General features: G+C 52.3%; 14 protein-coding genes. 4 read left to right on the forward strand and 10 right to left on the reverse strand.

Going from position 1 to position 15,804, the window contains the following annotated elements; genetic code table 11:
• The first annotated feature begins 66 nt into the window (after positions 1–66).
• Together GJJ30_RS02380 and GJJ30_RS02385 are read left to right on the forward strand one after the other, a co-directional pair.
• Positions 67–1,248: a hypothetical protein gene (locus GJJ30_RS02380; protein WP_154172756.1), complete on the forward strand. Its 1,182-nt coding sequence runs from the start codon at positions 67–69 to the stop codon at positions 1,246–1,248.
• A gap of 206 nt (positions 1,249–1,454) precedes the next feature.
• Positions 1,455–2,897 (forward strand): hypothetical protein, encoded by a 1,443-nt coding sequence (locus GJJ30_RS02385; protein WP_154172758.1) that lies wholly within the window; start codon positions 1,455–1,457, stop codon positions 2,895–2,897.
• Positions 2,898–3,114: 217 nt separating this feature from the next.
• On the opposite strand, the gene GJJ30_RS02390 is transcribed toward GJJ30_RS02385, so the two are convergent.
• The gene (locus tag GJJ30_RS02390) at positions 3,115–3,522 is read right to left on the reverse strand and encodes a DUF3052 family protein (RefSeq protein ID WP_154172760.1); all 408 of its coding nucleotides are present in this window, start codon (positions 3,520–3,522) and stop codon (positions 3,115–3,117) included.
• Between the two features lie 313 nt (positions 3,523–3,835).
• Here GJJ30_RS02390 and GJJ30_RS02395 point away from each other — a divergent pair, with 313 nt between their 5' ends.
• The gene (locus tag GJJ30_RS02395) at positions 3,836–4,120 is read left to right on the forward strand and encodes an ArsR/SmtB family transcription factor (RefSeq protein WP_229312909.1); all 285 of its coding nucleotides are present in this window, start codon (positions 3,836–3,838) and stop codon (positions 4,118–4,120) included.
• Between the two features lie 74 nt (positions 4,121–4,194).
• The gene (locus GJJ30_RS02400; protein ID WP_154172762.1) at positions 4,195–5,286 is read left to right on the forward strand and encodes an alkene reductase; all 1,092 of its coding nucleotides are present in this window, start codon (positions 4,195–4,197) and stop codon (positions 5,284–5,286) included.
• 101 nt (positions 5,287–5,387) lie between these two features.
• Here the strand turns inward: GJJ30_RS02400 and GJJ30_RS02405 are convergent, their stop codons facing one another.
• The 9 genes from GJJ30_RS02405 to GJJ30_RS02445 all read right to left on the reverse strand — a co-directional run bounded on the left by GJJ30_RS02405 (position 5,388) and on the right by GJJ30_RS02445 (position 15,745).
• Positions 5,388–6,680 carry a glucuronyl esterase domain-containing protein gene (locus GJJ30_RS02405; RefSeq protein ID WP_154172764.1) on the reverse strand — a complete coding sequence of 431 codons (1,293 nt, stop codon included), beginning with the start codon at positions 6,678–6,680 and terminating at the stop codon, positions 5,388–5,390.
• A 41-nt stretch (positions 6,681–6,721) separates the two neighbouring features.
• Positions 6,722–8,614, reverse strand: a complete 1,893-nt coding sequence (locus GJJ30_RS02410) for a serine hydrolase domain-containing protein (protein WP_170299101.1) — start codon at positions 8,612–8,614, stop codon at positions 6,722–6,724.
• Positions 8,615–8,878: 264 nt separating this feature from the next.
• On the reverse strand, positions 8,879–9,148 hold the full coding sequence (locus GJJ30_RS02415) for a hypothetical protein (RefSeq protein ID WP_154172768.1): 270 nt from the start codon (positions 9,146–9,148) through the stop codon (positions 8,879–8,881).
• 79 nt (positions 9,149–9,227) lie between these two features.
• Positions 9,228–9,752 (reverse strand): hypothetical protein, encoded by a 525-nt coding sequence (locus GJJ30_RS02420; RefSeq protein ID WP_154172770.1) that lies wholly within the window; start codon positions 9,750–9,752, stop codon positions 9,228–9,230.
• 123 nt (positions 9,753–9,875) lie between these two features.
• The gene (locus tag GJJ30_RS02425) at positions 9,876–11,288 is read right to left on the reverse strand and encodes a hypothetical protein (protein ID WP_154172772.1); all 1,413 of its coding nucleotides are present in this window, start codon (positions 11,286–11,288) and stop codon (positions 9,876–9,878) included.
• On the reverse strand, positions 11,275–11,826 hold the full coding sequence (locus GJJ30_RS02430) for an RNA polymerase sigma factor (RefSeq protein WP_154172774.1): 552 nt from the start codon (positions 11,824–11,826) through the stop codon (positions 11,275–11,277). The genes GJJ30_RS02425 and GJJ30_RS02430 overlap by 14 nt, the downstream gene beginning before the upstream one ends.
• A gap of 76 nt (positions 11,827–11,902) precedes the next feature.
• Entirely contained in the window at positions 11,903–13,084 is a 1,182-nt protein-coding gene (locus GJJ30_RS02435) for an Ig-like domain-containing protein (protein WP_170299102.1), read from the reverse strand.
• A gap of 245 nt (positions 13,085–13,329) precedes the next feature.
• Entirely contained in the window at positions 13,330–15,048 is a 1,719-nt protein-coding gene (locus GJJ30_RS02440) for a GMC oxidoreductase (RefSeq protein ID WP_154172778.1), read from the reverse strand.
• Positions 15,049–15,154: 106 nt separating this feature from the next.
• On the reverse strand, positions 15,155–15,745 hold the full coding sequence (locus GJJ30_RS02445; RefSeq protein WP_205880519.1) for a gluconate 2-dehydrogenase subunit 3 family protein: 591 nt from the start codon (positions 15,743–15,745) through the stop codon (positions 15,155–15,157).
• Positions 15,746–15,804: the final 59 nt, after the last annotated feature.

Here is a 15,804-nt window from a genome sequence, read left to right on the forward strand (position 1 = left end):
GACAGATTCGGGAAAAACAGTCACCCGGTTTGATCAACTCATACAACAGTAAACGCACAAATAACCATGAAAAAAGTAGGACTACTTGCCGCTTCATTGATCTGTTTTGCCACGCACGCCTTTTCGCAACATACGGATTCACTGCGCAACGAATTAAATCAAAACCGCCAGAACCGGTATCCCATCCGCCCCGCCCAGCTTGGGTTTGTTCCTCCGTTGAGCACCAACGGCATCGACAACGTCCTGTTTAGCAACCGGTTTTCGCTGAATATCCTGGGCGGCTACGCGGCAGCGCTGGACGGTGTCGAATTCAGCGGTTTGTTCAGCCTGGAAAAAGATTACGCCAAAGGCGCGCAGTTTTCGGGTATTCTTAACGGCGTCCGGAATGAAGTCGATGGCGCGCAGTTCGGCGGAATTGCCAACATCGCCGGGGGACCACTTTACGGGGTGCAGTTTGGCGGCACGGTCAATATCGTCGGCAAAAACGTGAAGGGTGCCCAGTTTGCTGGTGTCGCCAATGTGTCCGGCGGGCAACTGACCGGCGCGCAATTTGGCGGGGTAGCCAATGTCACGAAAGGAAACGTCAAAGGGGCGCAGGTCGCCGGGGTTGCCAACCTGGCCGAATCGGTGGACGGTCTGCAGATTGCGGGCGTTGTCAACGTCGCGAAACGGGTGAAAGGCACGCAAATCGGTCTGATCAACGTGGCCGACAACGTCGACGGCGCGCAGATCGGTTTTCTGAATCTCTCCAAAAACGGCTACCACCGGTTTGAGGTCTGGGCGGGCGACGCGCTGCACGCCAACATCGGTTTCAAAATGGGCGGTAACCGCAAATTCTATAACATTTTCGCCGTTGGGGCAGCCTATCCAAAAAATAATAATGTTCGCTGGAACAGCGTCCGCTGGGGTTATGGCTACGGGATTGGGACCAACCAGTTTATCGGCAAACGCAACCAGATCAGCATCGAGGCAATGTCGTACCAGATTCAGGAAGAAGGCAACCACTGGGATGAACTTAACTTGCTGAATCAGGCCCGGGTGAGCTTTATTTTCCCGCTCCACAACCGCCTGGCCCTGACCGTCACACCGACCTTCAACGTTCAGGTGACGCAAATGAAAACCAGCGAAGGCATCGGTACGGAATGGGTAAAATGGGAAGTTTATGATAAAACGTTCGCGCGCCGGTGGTCGGATGAGCAAACCCGCGTCCGGATGTGGCCGGGCCTGAATGTCGGTATTCAGTTTTAAAATACTGTTGTAGCAAACCCATCAGTAGGGAATAATCAGATCGGTTGAAAGCCCCGTAGCTTCCAACCGATTTTATTGTTCGTTGTCTGATAAACCGAAATACAAACTGGTTTTTCTTCGATTCCTTTCCGGCGATTACAACCTTTCCGGCGTTTCGCGTATCTTAGCTACAAATCGGCTTCTGGTACTAAACCGTTCGTCTGGCTATGAAATCGCTGCTTGCCGTTGCTTTTATCTTTCTGATTTTCAGTTGCCATCCCAAATCCTCCGAACGGGTTCAGCCGGAGCCACCTTCGTCAGAAGTCGGAACTGTGGTCCCCGGCTCTGGAAATAAACCGCTGATTTTGGAAGCAAACGTCGACGGCATAGGCAAAGCCCTGATTTCCGGCCGTTCGATTATTGTGAAGTTGCCCGTTGGATTTACCGCCAAAACCGTCCGGATCGATTACAAAGTAAGCGAAGGCGTCAAGGTGATGAACCCGGCTTCGGGCAGTGAACTGGCCATTCGGGACCTTCCCGCCCGCACCATCTGCATTCAACAGGATGCGTTGGGCAATTGCACGCTTTCGTACCAGCTCGTCATTGAAGCCCCAAGTCCGCTGACGATTTCGGCCGATCCGACCAGTCTGCAACTCGAACTCAACCAGTTTGCCCAGCCTTACGAATTTCGTTTCCAGCTCGGAAACTTACGAACCGACGGAACAGTAACCCGGCGTTTCCAGATCCGGTTTGTCAACAAGGCAACGCAATATGCGTTTACCGGCGAAAACTACATGGTATACGATCGGGCCGGGCAACCGGTTTTTGTCAACCAGTTCAATCAGCCTCCGGCGCCCAATGAAGGTCAGTTGCGAATGACCGGAATGCTGCCGCTGGCGATGTCGCCGGGCGAATACTCGGTCACGATTCAGGTGCCGACCTGCTATTCACCCAAAGCCGACGGGCAGTGTTTTTCGTTTGGCTACGAGTCGGTTGAGCTGGCTACTCCACTGATTGTCAGGGCCGGTTTACCGGTGGTGGGCGTGGTGAATGCAATGCCTTCCGCCAGCAAGGAAGTGTTAATTACCGGACGGAACCTTAATCCAGCCAAAACCGTCACCGTCCGGCTGGCGAATGATTTTACGTCGGCAGTGGTCGCCAAGGCCACGGTTGTGAACGATACGCTCGCCCGACTGGTTTTACCCGCCGGGCAATCCGTGGGGCAATATCAACTGGAAGTGGAACCGGAAGGCGGTAAACCCAACCGAACGCTGTTTGCCATTCCGGCCGAAAAGCCCAGTCCATCGTTTGCGTACGTTTCGGCGGTGGGCGGTTTTGCCGCTACCCAAAACTGGCTGCCAACGCTGCCGGTTTTCAAACGGGGCGAGTCGCTGGAGGTTCGGTATACGTTCATAACGACCGCTTCTTCCTATTCGGAATCCCTCACGCGCACGGTGAAACAGGTTCGGCTGGTCAGCACGACGGATTCGAAACTGACGTATGATTTGCAGGATGGCGCGTCATTCCGCCCATTTTCCCTAGCCACCGACTTTTTTATGTGGAAATGGACCATTCCGGTATCGGTTCCCGCCGGGGACTACGCACTTGTTTTTGAAGATTTCGATGGGTCGGTATCGCTGCCGTATTTTCAGAAGATTCGTGTTCAGTAGATTGAGCGGTTTTATTGAATAGTTGATTATGAGTTGATAAGTGCCATCGGCACGACATATTTGTAGCAAAATCGTCAGTAAACACCTCAGGCGTGCCTTTAGGTACGCAACGGCATTAATTGCGTACCTAAAGGCACGCGTAGTAGCTGATAAATACCTTTCTTCTGCAAACATTAAGCCGCTACGCGGCCCAAAACCACATTTTCCGCGCTAAATATCACTTTCGATCTTTCAGCCGGATGACGAGTTTCAATCCCGACCACTGTTCATCGACGGCGCAGACTTTGACATCGACCAGGCCCAGCGCCAAGGCCGTAGCACGGATCATGTCCTCGGTCAACTCGGTCGGTTGTTTGGCACTTTTCTTATACCACGACACCCAAATCATCCCGTTTGGTTTGATGGCGGTTTTCAAAACCGCTAATTGGGTTTCCAGCCCTTCGGCGGTATTGACGAACAAATGCACCAGATCCAGATTTTCGGCTTGATTCACAAAGGAAATAGTTTGACTACTGTCCGTTCCCAGCAGGTTCAGATAATGGGAAGGCGGATCGATCAGGAAAACCCGAAAACCGTCTTTAAAGCCGAGTTTTTTGTTCAGCGGAGCGCCCGAGTAACCGGTCATTGTCTTCAAAATACAACAATTGAGTGCAGCAAAAGGTCTAACTATTAATCACTTATTCTGCTATTGCTAGAATATTTGAAGAAAGTTAATCAATTTTACAGTACTGAGAGACTGTCTAAAATTCAGATTTTGCCTTTCTTCGGTCTGCCCCCAACCCCCTAAAGGGGGCTTTTAAATGCCGATTGAAGCCCCCTTTAGGGGGTTGGGGCAAAGTGGAAAGGAAAATTATAAATTTTAGACAGTCTCTGAGAACGTATATATTCGTTCTAACGTAATACGGTTACATACCAACTCTGCTTAAAACCGGACGCCAATGTCCTTATCTGGAATGGATAATAAGTTTATTGAAAAGGCTTCGGGCGCTATCGCAGACAAGTACCGGCTGCAAATTTTACTGGCACTTTCCGAAAAAGGCACATTGAACAATTCGGATATTCAGGAAATGACGGGCTTGTCGCAGCCCTGCGTTTCACACCACGTCAAAACCCTGGTCGACAGCGGCTTAGTCAACACGCACAAAGAAGGAAGAAATCAGAATCTGAGTTTAAATAAAGAAGGATTAAAGGATTTGTCGGGCTTCCTGACGAAGCTGACTTAAAAAATTTTCGCTAATACATCCAAACTTTTAAATGTATGGATGCGTTACCCAGCCGAACCAAGACAAACATCGACATGAGTACTTTATTGTTTTCTCCCGCCAAACTCGGCTCTTTAACCCTCACCAACCACATTGCCATGGCTCCGATGACGCGCAGCCGGGCTTTCAATAACCTTCCCAACTATTTGATGGCAACCTATTACGGTCAGCGGGCGTCGGCGGGTTTAATCATCACCGAAGGGGTTGCTCCTTCTCCCAACGGCCTGGGCTACGCCCGGATTCCCGGTCTCTACAGCACCGGGCAGATCGAAGGCTGGAAAAAAGTAACCAAAGCCGTTCACGACAAAGGCGGCCATATTTTTGCGCAATTGATGCATACCGGGCGCATTGCTCACCCGCTGAACCTGCCCGCCGGAGCGGAAGCCGTGGCTCCATCAGCCATCCGGGCGCAAGGCCCGATCTGGACCGATCAGGAAGGTTTGCAGGAAAATACGACCCCGCGTGAACTGACGACAGCGGAGGTGAAACAGACGATTCAGGAGTTTGTGCAGGCGGCTAAAAACGCCGTCGAAGCCGGTTTTGACGGCGTTGAATTACACGGCGCGAATGGCTATCTGATCAAACAATTCCTGAATCCGAACAGCAATCAGCGTACCGACGAATACGGCGGCAGCGTCGAAAACCGCGCCCGGTTTGTCCTGGAAGTTGCCGAACAGGTTGCCCAGGCCATTGGAAAACAGCGGATTGGCATCCGGTTTTCGCCCTACGGACAGTACAACGACATGGGGCTGTATCCGGAAGTAGTGGAAACATATACCTATCTGGCCGAAAAACTGAACGATATCGGCATTGTTTACATCCACCTGGTCGACACGGCCGCGCCGGACGGTGACGAAACCACCCGGCCCCTGATTAAAATCGTTCGTGAGAAATTCAGGAACACCCTCATTCTCAACAGTAAATACACGGCCGAACGGGCGGAAGAAGATCTGCAAAGCGGTTTGGCCGACCTGATTGCGTTTGGCAGTCCGTTTATTGCCAACCCGGACCTGGTCGAACGACTGAGCACCGGTGCAGAACTGGCATCGCCAGACCCCGCAACCTTTTTTGCCGGTGGTGAGAAAGGCTTTATCGACTACCCGGCGCTGGTAGAAGCAGAGGTGTAAAAGAGACGATTGACGATCGACCATTGACCATCGTCGATAGACTGTCAATCTATGTCGATGGTCAATGGTCAATGGTCAATGGTCAATCGTCAATCGTCAATCTAACGTCTCTTGAAATTCTTATCCGCAAAGTTGATGAATTGCTCCCAGTCGTAACGCTTGACATCGTGTTCGCCGGCCCGGATGTGGTAGCGAACGGTTTCGCCGACGGGTTGGTGGATCGGCGGCCAATCGCCCGAACCGATTCCTTTTTTACCGTATAATTGATAAACCGGATCGGTTTTCTGCGCACTGAGAAACTCGCCTTTGGGATCGGCCCATTGGTCGCCCTGCGCACTCGCGACGTACAGCGGGCGGGGTGCAATCAGGGCCAGCAATTCATGCTGATCGAACGGCAGGGCTTCGGGTTTGCCGTTATAAGTGCGGTATTGCAGGCAAAACCAGTATGGAAACGTGGTATTGATTCGTTCGATGGTTTCGCCAAAAACCCGTTTCGACAAGGTTGCGCCACCTTCCCCCGATTCGTTGGCAATCACAGCCGCAAAGCGCAAATCCTGCGCTCCGGCCCACAGAGCGGCTTTTCCCTGCCGCGAATGCCCGACGACAATCGCCCGTCTGGCATCCACCGAACTGTCGGTTTCCAGGTAATCCAGCATCCGGCTCATGCCCCACGCCCAGACGCCGATGGCCTGCCAGCCGTCCTTTTTCTGATTCGTGGGCGGATCGAGTACGGAACGAATACCGGTTTTCCAGCCCTCCGCATGATCCGGTTCCAGATCGCCGTAATAGGCAGTCGCCACGCTGTAACCTTTTGACACAATGAGTTCCAGCGGCCAGCGGGACATCTGCACCCCGCGTGCGGCTTCCGTCGCCCGGTTGTTCACCACTTTACCGTCGGGCCGGTTGGGCAACCAGCGGGTCGAAAGCGCAATGCCGGGTTCGGTGCTGATGCTGTGGTTTCCCATGTAGTTCAGGCCAACAAAAACCGGCGGTTTTCCGGCATCTGGGCGGTTTTTCGGCACATAAAGTAAAAGATCCAGCGAAGGCAAATCCGGGTATTCGGTCCAGACAATGGAAACCTGTTTGCGAATGGCCGTTCCGCCCAGCGCCGACGAATCCACCGATCGGACTTCGTAACGGGTCTTCAGCCGACGTTCGGGCGTTTTTCCGTAAACCTGTTCGGCAAACAGTTTCAGCAATTCCGGGCGTCGGACGCCCGCCCACTGGCGGGCCGTCGTCACCTGTTTTCCAGCAGAAGTTACAAGCGGGTCGGGCAAGGTATACGGTGGAACCTTGTCTTCGTCGTAATTAAAACCGGGCGGCTGGCTGTATCCGGTTACGGCCTGAAAAAGAAAACCGCTCAGGACAATCAACTTCAGAAAATGGGTTTGCATGGTGGTTCTATTGGGTCAATAGTATTTCAAAAAGTCGCTCGTTAATTCCAGGTCCGAACCCCAATCATCCCATACGAAAGCAGGTAACAGGTCACCAGAAAATGAAGAGTCGATAAAATGGCCAGTTGCCAGTAAATAGTCCGATTGATTTTTGCCTTTCGTTTGATAATCAGATTGATGACTGAGCCCGCGGACGCCAGGCCAAAACCGATGGACAACAGCATAACTGATACCGATACATAACTGATCTTTCCCATCAGTTCGAAGACGTCTTTGCTGCCAACCATTCCCATTATCTGCGATAGCAGAAACAGCAGACTGGCGGCTAAAGGCCAAAAAAGCAGACTGACCGTAGCTCTGCTGAACATTTTTCCCCGCCAGTACTGAACCATCCAGATACTGCCAAAAACGATCGAGCCCAGCAGGTAAATCATCCAGCCGATTCCCAGAATAAGCTGCCCAAATGCGATTAAAGGCGAAACCCGCATCAACACCTGACTACCCGCGTGCAAAACCGCTCCCGCAATCGGATCGTTGACCTGCACCAGACTGATTTTGCCGGTTTCCTTCGCTACGTACTGCGTATCGTTGATGGCCAGATGGGTTTCGGCCCCGCTCCCCCAAACGCCCCCGATAAAGACGAAATCGCCGGTGTTCCAGATGTGTTTTACGTTCGTAATCCGCTCCAGGTAATACGTCGTCTCGATGCGGGGATTGATGGGAACGTAATAACCGGAAATCGCTATTTCGCGGGCATGAACGGCCCGGCCCCGGCGGATTGAATCGGCGCGGAGGTGGCTGGTCTGAAAATTCCGGATCAGATTGGTAATGCGGTGCAGGGCGTTTCCGTCGCTCGAGTTGATCATAACTGCGTAGCCAAGCCGGTGCGCCGGGAGATACGCAAAGTCCGTTAAACCGCCATTCATTCCCCCACTATGCGATCGATAGACGAAGCCTTTGTGCGGGCTTGAATAGTTGGCTAACCCGTAGCCGTATTCCAGCCCGGCCTGAGCGCCCGACGAGGTCGAGGGGGTTTCCATGCGTTTTAACGAAGCTTCACTCAGGAGCTGCAGACTGTCGACCCGCCCCCGGTTGATGAAAAACCGCAGCATCCGGGCCATGTCTTCGGGCGAGGCATTGATCGAGCCGGAAGGTCGCATAATGAGATTCCAATACGGTTGCGGTTTGTTGTCAATGTAAAGCGTGACGCCCCGTTGCCGGTATTTTTCGGAAGCAAAATAGGTCATGTTTTCCATGCCCATTGGGTCAAAAAACTGCTTCTGAATATAATTCTCGAAGGGTTGACCGGTTATTTTTTCAATGATGTAAGCGGCTACGGGCGGTCCGGCGTTGCAGTAAGCCATGTGCGTACCCGGCATCCAGCGCGAAATGCGCGAATGGGGATGATAATCAAGGCCCTGCTTCAAGGTGGTTTTGGGATCGTTCAGGGCGTATTCGGTCAGGTGCAGATCGTCCCAGCCCGTCGTATGTTCGAGCAGATGGCCGACGAGAACCGGAGCGGTTTTTTCCCAGGGATTCGTAAATTCAATTTCCGGCACCAGGTCCCGAACCTTGTCTTGCAGGCTAATGCGCCCTTCCTCCTGCAATTTCAAAATGGCCAGCGAGACGAACATTTTGGAAACCGAACCGATCCGAAACATCGTCTTTTCGGTAGCCTTCGCATTCGTTTGCCGGTTTGCCCGGCCCAGGCCCGCTACCCAAACCAGACTATCGCCATGAACCAGAGCTACGCCCACGGCTGGTGTTCCCGTTTCTTTCAGGACAGTTTCAATGGCCGTTTGCAGTTCCCGGACGGTTTTCGGATCATCGGGTTTTTTCTGCCCAACTATGAGTCCAGGAGCAATAAAAAAGAGCACTAACCAGAAGAAGCGGTGACTTTGGGGAAGCAGCGTCATCAGGAACGGGTTTACCATTCCGTAAGGAAGATGCTTCGCCCGTTTACTCGCAGAATCTAAAATTTCAGGCCGAAAAGGTTCTGCAGGCTTTTCAGCCTTTGGAAAACCGTACCAATACGCCGGTTCGTCCATGCTGACCGGTAACAACCGGTTCAATGCCGCCGAAGTTTTGCTCCGGACCTTATCCCATGGCTACGTCGTGACGAACCTGACGGTAATACCATAATCCGGCCAGCGTGCCTTAAAATCAGAAAACCTTCCGGGCCGGAAGGTTTTCTGATTTTAATGACGAACGGTATCTACTTTCATGGCACCGCCCCGCCGGAGCGAATCAGGCCGGGGTTTCTTCGGATTCGGGTCACCCGTCGGGCGCCGGTCTTCGATCTGCCCCCGGCGCATCCGGTCGTCCATTTTAATTTTCTCTTTCTGTTTCGTCGAATCCTGCTGCAGAGCGGTTTGTACCGTCGGAGCAGCTACAAGTCGATCAGAAACCGGTCCCGCAAAGCCGGACGCTGAAATTCCGATCAGGCTGGCAATCAGTAGCTTTTTCATGATCTGATGAGAAAAAAAAGCAGACATCGATTGATGACTGCTTTTCATAGATTACCTAACTGATTCTCTATTAATTGTCTTAAAGCGTATCCCGCTTCATCGTTGAGTCGTTCCGGTTTCTGTTGCGCCGGTTTTTCCGATCATTCTTATTCATGTTCGTTCCGGACTGGTTCATCGTCGGATTGCTTGACGTTGAACCCTGAACGGTGTCGGTTTGATTCGAAGTTGGATCGGTTGAACGGCGTTCACGGTTCATCTGACCCTGCTGCCCCATCTGCCCTTGCTGAGTTTGGTTCTGTGGGAAGGTAGTCGAGCCGGTGGTGCCGGTCGTACCTGATTGCTGCATCTGTGGGTTAGCCGTTGAACCGGTAGGATTTTGCGTCCCTAAAGTCGATTGTCCCTGCGGATAACTAGTCGTTCCGGTACTTCCTGTCGTACCCGTTGACTGGCTGTTGACGCCCTGCGTTTGCGGATTGGTCGTCTGTGTTTGCGGATCTACCGTCGTTGTGGATCCTGTCGAACCGGTCGAGCCGGTTGGGTTTTGCGCTTTGGCGGAGAGGGCAACCGCCACTAACATAGCCCCCATCATCACTACCTTTTTCATCGTTGAGTTTTGTTTTATGATGGTTGTCTAATTGAACCAATTATAAAACTAACTCGGCCTTTCCTAAAGTTGTTCAGGAAAAATTTAAATTTATGAGCCAGCGGGACGACGGTTTGTTCATATTTAAGGTTGCCAACGCAGTCCGACAACCAGGCCATAGCTGTAGGGGCGGACGCTGAAACAGCGCGAATTATCGTTGATTGCGCTCAGATTATAAACAATTCCCGGCTCAATCTGCAACCGTAATCTGTCGGTCAACTGGCGCTCGATTCCGTAGGAAGCCTGCAAAAAAGGTTGCCAGCGTTCTTTGGAATGACCACTCATCAAATACCCGATGCTCCCGCCTGCTGCAATATAATGCCGCAAACCCGTCACCTGACCCGGGTTCAGTTGCAACCGCCCTTCGGCGCTCAGGGCCACATATTGCCAGGTATTTTTTACGTGGCGCTCTTCCGATTTATACAAAGGCGTCAACTTGATGGTTTGAGGATCCACCCATTCCACCCGCGACGAATCCGACCGCAGCGCCCGGGCCGAATACGTCATTTCCTGCTGCAACTTCTGATACGTTGCCCCGACCCGCAATCCAAATTTCTTCGTTAATGGAAATTCCACACCGGCTTCAAACCGGTACCCCTTCCGTGCCGACAGCGATTTTGACGGGCGGATTTTCTCCACCACGACGTTATCATGTTGCATGGGCGTCACCTGCCGAAACGTGTATAACGGCATCAGACTGGTAAAAAAAGACGGTTTTACGGCCCGGCGTTCCGGTTCGATAACCGGTGCCAGGTCCCTGGCGACAAAATCGTCCACGGGAGCAATGATCGTGGGCAGAGCATTAACAGGAAACGCAAGCTTCGCGGTTTTTCCCGCAATGTAATTCCAGGTCAACACCGGTTTTACGAGTTCCGGTGCGGTTTCAGTTTGGGGTAAATGGGGCACTTGGTTGATAGTAAAGGTTACTTCATCGGCACGATACGGTTTTTCGTTTGATTGATTCGTTTTTTCAATTAGTGACAGGTAATCCGTTGCTTGCGGATCAGCTACGCCCGGTTTTGATTTCGAGAAAACCGGTTTTTGCGTTTGATGACCCGTTAAACCGGCAAAAGTCCCCTTTTCAACGGCCGGTCGTTTGGCCAGTGGAACACCGGTTTTCTCCGCCGGGATCGGGAGCGTGTGTTTTTTAGAGGAACTAACCAGATTCGCCACTCGTCCGGCATCGGCAGGGCCGACCGTAACCGCTGCCTGCGCCGTCTCGTTTTTTGCCGTAACCGCCGAAACTGCCGCTGATTTGCCGGGCGTATGGGCCGACAACGTCTTATACTGCCAGACGCCAAAGGTAAGCACACCCAAAATTGCCAGCACACTCAGCCCCCAGCCGAACCGGTTGCCCCAGTTACCACCCGGTTTGGCGACCGGTGGCGGATTAGCTCCCTTTAAAATACGTTCCAGGGCGTCTTCGTTCGGTTCCGAGTCGTAGTTTTCGAGCCGGTTCCGGAAGAGACTTTCCCATTCATCATCAATAGTTGCCATAACTGACAATACCCATTTTTTTCAATTTTTGCTTTAAAACTTCTTTGGCCCGAGCCAGTTGCGACTTCGAGGTTCCTTCCGAAATGCCCATCATCTGGGAGATTTCCAGATGCGTGTAGCCGTCGATGACGTACAGGTTAAAGACCATCCGATAGCCATCGGCCAATTCCTGAACCAGCATCAGTAGCTCCTCGGTTGAAATCCGGGCCAGAATGTCGTTGTGGTCGGTATTGCTGGTTTCCCAGGCTTCTTCGTAGTCCGTTTCCGATTGTTCGTGGTAGTGTTTGTGGTACCAGTTGATGGCCGTATTGACCATCACCCGTTTCATCCAGTTCAGCAGCCGTTCGGGTTGCTCAATGGTGTGTATTTGTTGAAAGATGCGAATAAATCCTTCCTGAAACATATCTTCCGCTTCCGGGCGCGAATGGGCATAGCGACGGCAAAGGCCCATCATCCGGCTTTTGTGACGTTCGTACAAAGCCGTTTGAGCCCGCGCATCGTGGCGTTGGCATGCCCGCAACAATTCTATTTCAGACAAGTGTTTTCTAAAGGATCGACGGTGTTTTTACGAATTACGGCTTTTCCACAGACCGAACCAATACGTATTTCGTAATTTATTTTATGGCAAGACTCACCGTCGCCGAAGATTTATTATTCTTCACGTCCGTCAGCTCATATTTAAATTGAAATTCTCCGGTGTAATTAACGGGCGGCCGATATAGAATCACCCCGTTGGGCCAAACTTCCAGATCAATCCCTGCGGGTTTGTCGGTAATATTTATGCTCCGCAGGGGTGCACAAACCGCATCGTTTCCGAGCGGATAGATAAAAATCATCCGCTTTTTGGGGTCCGGCGAAAGTGTAGCCGCCGAAACCTGCCCTTTGTCGTTGCGGGCCGTTAGTTCACAGGTCGCATCCGGCGTGTTAATCGAAATATGGGCGGTTGCCTCCAGGCAATCGCCGTTCTCGCAGCGCTTGTACGTAAACTCGTCGTTACCGGTGAACCCATTGGTCGGGTAATAGGTAACGATGTTGTTCTTCGAAATTTTCGCCGTACCTTTTGTGGGAGCCTTGCTGATCGTAACCGGCAGATCGGGCCGGGATTTGCAAAGTTGGTCGTTGGCCAGAACCGGAATCCGCAGCGAATCCGTAATGAACCACTGCTTCCAGTACACTTCCTCGTCCTTCAAAAGGATTTTACAGTCTTTGAAAGGATCGCCGACGGCAATTTTAACCGGCGACAGAAACGTGCGGTTTTTCTGCGGGAAAACCGCTTTTACTTTATAAAAGAAGAAATCAAAGCCGTTAAAACCGGCATTCGGCGTATACAATACTTTCCCGTTTTCGACGGTTACCTTGCCATTTTCCGGTTGCTGCTGTACTTCGAGACTGCCCAGATCGACCGTTGCGTCGCAAAACCGGTCGTTCTTCAACACGTCCATCGTCAGGGACTGGTTTTCCGGAATGCGGTAATAATCCGGGATCGGCCCGGCATTACAGGGAATCTGCGCGCTGTCGGGCGCCATGTTGATCCGAAACGATTTGGCTAATTTATTCGTATTGCCCGTACTGACGGCAAACTGGTCTTCGCCGACGACAAAGGTGGAGTGCGGAGTGTAGACCAGCAAACCGCTGCCGTTGAATTTTGCATTACCAAGCCGGGGAGATTGGGTCATGTACAGCGTGGTTACTGCGCTAAGGCCGGATATCGACGTCAGATCAATGGCCACCTGCTGGTCGGGTAGGGTGTAATATTCGATCTCTTCGGTATCCACTTCGCCTTGTCCGGGTGCCATATCCTGGCCGATCCGGTCGCAAGCAACTGTGCCCAGAAGTAATCCCGCAACTACGGTTCTATAAAATCCGAATTTAATCATACTATCGTCGAGACCATGCTCCGAAAGTCATGACAGGCCTGATACCGAAAGGGTTGCACAAATATAATTAAAAGTTAAGAGTGAAGAGTTTAGAATTACGAGTTGCCAAGCATTGGGCAATCAACGCGTAATTCTAAACTCTTCACTCTTAACTTTCAACTCTTTTACAGATTTTGCCGCTTCAGTTCCTGCACGGCGTAGTTGGCCGCGCGGGCGGTCATGGCCATGTAGGTCAGCGAGGGATTGACGCAGGACGACGACACCATAAAACCGCCGTCGGTGTTGAACACGTTCTTCACCGAATGAACTTGGTTGAATTTATTCAAAACCGACTGTTTCGGGTCGTTGCCCATCCGGATGGTTCCCATCTCGTGGATGCCCAGACCCGGCCACGAACCGTTGTCGTTTTTAGTAATGTTCTTCAAACCAGCTGCTTCGAGCATCTCGGCCGCATCGTTGATCATGTCTTTCCGCATCCGCATTTCGTTATCTTTGAACTCGGCATCGAAACGCAAAACCGGCAAACCGTATTTATCGGTTTTCGATTTGTCGATCACGACCTTGTTTTCGAAGTACGGCAGACATTCGCCAAAACCGCCGAGGTTCATCGTCCACGGACCCGGTTTGGTCAGCTCGTCCTTGAACGAAGCGCCGAACCCTTCGGTAGCCGTTCCCCGACCCCAGTTCAGTCGCGATGCGCCCCCCTGGTAGCCAAAACCGCGCAGGTAATCGCGTTTTTGCTGACCGGGCAGGTTGCGGTAGCGCGGCACATAAATACCGTTGGCCCGCCGTCCGTAATAATATTTGTCGCCAAAGCCTTCGTAAACGCCACTGGCGCCCGCCCGGAAGTGGTGATCCAGCACGTAGTGGCCCAAAACGCCACTGTCGTTGCCCAACCCGTTCGGGAAGCGGCTGGAAATCGAGTTCATCAAAATGTAGGTCGACGCCATCGACGACGCACACAGGAAGATAATTTTGGCGTTGAACGTCAGTTCTTCTTTCGTCAACTGATCGAGGACGCGCACGCCCGTCGCTTTTTTCTTCGCATCGTCGTAAATCAGGGACGTTACGATCGAGTGCGGCCGAAGCGTCAGATTCTTGGTTTTCATAGCCGCCGGTAAGGTTGCCGACTGCGTGCTGAAGTACGCGCCGAACGGACAACCCCGGCTGCAGAGGTTCCGGTACTGGCACTGCGCCCGGCCCAGAGCGGTTTGCTGCGGAGTGGCCTTGGTGATGTGGGCAACGCGGCCAATCGTGATCGTCCGCTCCTTGAATTTTTTCTCAACTTCGCCCTTAACGTGTTTTTCGAGGCAGTACATCTCCATGGGTGGCTGGAACTGGCCGTCGGGCAACTGCATCAGGCCGTCGCGCGAACCGCTGACGCCGATGAATTTCTCCACGTGATCGTACCAGGGCGCAATGTCCTTGTACCGAATCGGCCAGTCGGCGCCGACGCCTTCTTTGGCGTTTGCTTCAAAATCCAGATCGCCCAGCCGGTAGCTCTGGCGTCCCCACATCAGCGAGCGACCGCCCGTGTGGTAGCCCCGCATCCAGTCGAAACGTTTGTCTTCCAGGTACGGATTTTCTTTATCGTTCACAAACAGGTAACTGGTAGCTTCCGAAACCGTATATCCTGTCCGGGCCTGCACCGCCTGTTCCTCCGCGATTTCGGACGTCACCCGTCCCCGGTGCGGAAAACCCCAGGGGTCGGTCATGGCGGTTTTGTACCCTTCAATGTGTTTAATGTCTTCGCCCCGTTCGAGCATCAGGACTTTCAACCCCTTTTCGGTCAACTCCTTCGCGGCCCACCCCCCGCTGATCCCCGATCCAACCACAATGGCGTCGTAGGTAGTGGCTTTTATACTATCTATGTTGAGATACATGTTACTTGGAATGAATAATGAACAATTAATAATGAACAAGCTGCCGCACGCGCGACCCAATGACTAATGACTTTCTCTTTCATTATTCATTGTTAATTGTTCATTTTTAGGTTGCCCAGGCTTTCTGGCCCGGTTTCAGATCAACGCACCCCTGGAACCGGCCCGGAACGGCGATGTACGACAACGCCTGGGTAGCACCGATTTCCGAGGTAAAGTACCCATTCAGCGTCAGTGTTTTCAGGGTGTTGAAGAAAGGAGTCGTCCGTTTGTCTGCCGGCATCGAAGCCATGGCTTTCCGCTGTTCGGCGGCCTCGGCCTGGAGCTTCGTCATGATGTCGTTCTTCTGAGTCGTGTCGAGCGCGACGAAATTTTTGCTGTAGGCCGCCTGACTCAGTTCGTTGGTATGTGCCAGTCCGTCCAGAAACGTCTTCTGATCTTTTTGCGGGTAACAGTCTTTCAGGATGATATCAATGATTTCATTGACTTTGGCGGCTTTTGCACCGGGGGTACTGGTCGTGGGGATAATGACTTCGGTCATTTCAGCGACCATCGTATCCTGGTCGGCCGTAAACAACAGAGGCTTTCCGCTAAACGCCCGCTTCGTGGCCGATGCTTCGAGCGTATCCGCGAGTGCAGGCAGCGCCAGGGTGGTCCCCATCAAGGCCGCAACCCGCATCAAGGCATCTCTTCTGTTCATATTATTACGTAAAAGATTAGTGAGATTCAATAAAGTAACGGAATTATCCATGACAAATA

The sequence above is a fragment of the Larkinella terrae genome (assembly GCF_009668025.1).
Classification (GTDB): domain Bacteria; phylum Bacteroidota; class Bacteroidia; order Cytophagales; family Spirosomataceae; genus Larkinella; species Larkinella terrae.

What these genes read in the sequence shown, in the direction of transcription:
- GJJ30_RS02420 (WP_154172770.1), bottom strand. Translation starts at nt 9,752, where the DNA reads ATGAAAAAGGTAGTGATGATGGGGGCTATGTTAGTGGCGGTTGCCCTC.
- GJJ30_RS02410 (WP_170299101.1), bottom strand. Translation starts at nt 8,614, where the DNA reads ATGGTAAACCCGTTCCTGATGACGCTGCTTCCCCAAAGTCACCGCTTC.
- GJJ30_RS02415 (WP_154172768.1), bottom strand. Translation starts at nt 9,148, where the DNA reads ATGAAAAAGCTACTGATTGCCAGCCTGATCGGAATTTCAGCGTCCGGC.
- GJJ30_RS02395 (WP_229312909.1), top strand. Translation starts at nt 3,836, where the DNA reads ATGTCCTTATCTGGAATGGATAATAAGTTTATTGAAAAGGCTTCGGGC.
- GJJ30_RS02445 (WP_205880519.1), bottom strand. Translation starts at nt 15,745, where the DNA reads ATGAACAGAAGAGATGCCTTGATGCGGGTTGCGGCCTTGATGGGGACC.
- GJJ30_RS02400 (WP_154172762.1), top strand. Translation starts at nt 4,195, where the DNA reads ATGAGTACTTTATTGTTTTCTCCCGCCAAACTCGGCTCTTTAACCCTC.
- GJJ30_RS02380 (WP_154172756.1), top strand. Translation starts at nt 67, where the DNA reads ATGAAAAAAGTAGGACTACTTGCCGCTTCATTGATCTGTTTTGCCACG.
- GJJ30_RS02440 (WP_154172778.1), bottom strand. Translation starts at nt 15,048, where the DNA reads ATGTATCTCAACATAGATAGTATAAAAGCCACTACCTACGACGCCATT.
- GJJ30_RS02385 (WP_154172758.1), top strand. Translation starts at nt 1,455, where the DNA reads ATGAAATCGCTGCTTGCCGTTGCTTTTATCTTTCTGATTTTCAGTTGC.
- GJJ30_RS02425 (WP_154172772.1), bottom strand. Translation starts at nt 11,288, where the DNA reads ATGGCAACTATTGATGATGAATGGGAAAGTCTCTTCCGGAACCGGCTC.
- GJJ30_RS02390 (WP_154172760.1), bottom strand. Translation starts at nt 3,522, where the DNA reads ATGACCGGTTACTCGGGCGCTCCGCTGAACAAAAAACTCGGCTTTAAA.
- GJJ30_RS02435 (WP_170299102.1), bottom strand. Translation starts at nt 13,084, where the DNA reads ATGGCACCCGGACAAGGCGAAGTGGATACCGAAGAGATCGAATATTAC.
- GJJ30_RS02405 (WP_154172764.1), bottom strand. Translation starts at nt 6,680, where the DNA reads ATGCAAACCCATTTTCTGAAGTTGATTGTCCTGAGCGGTTTTCTTTTT.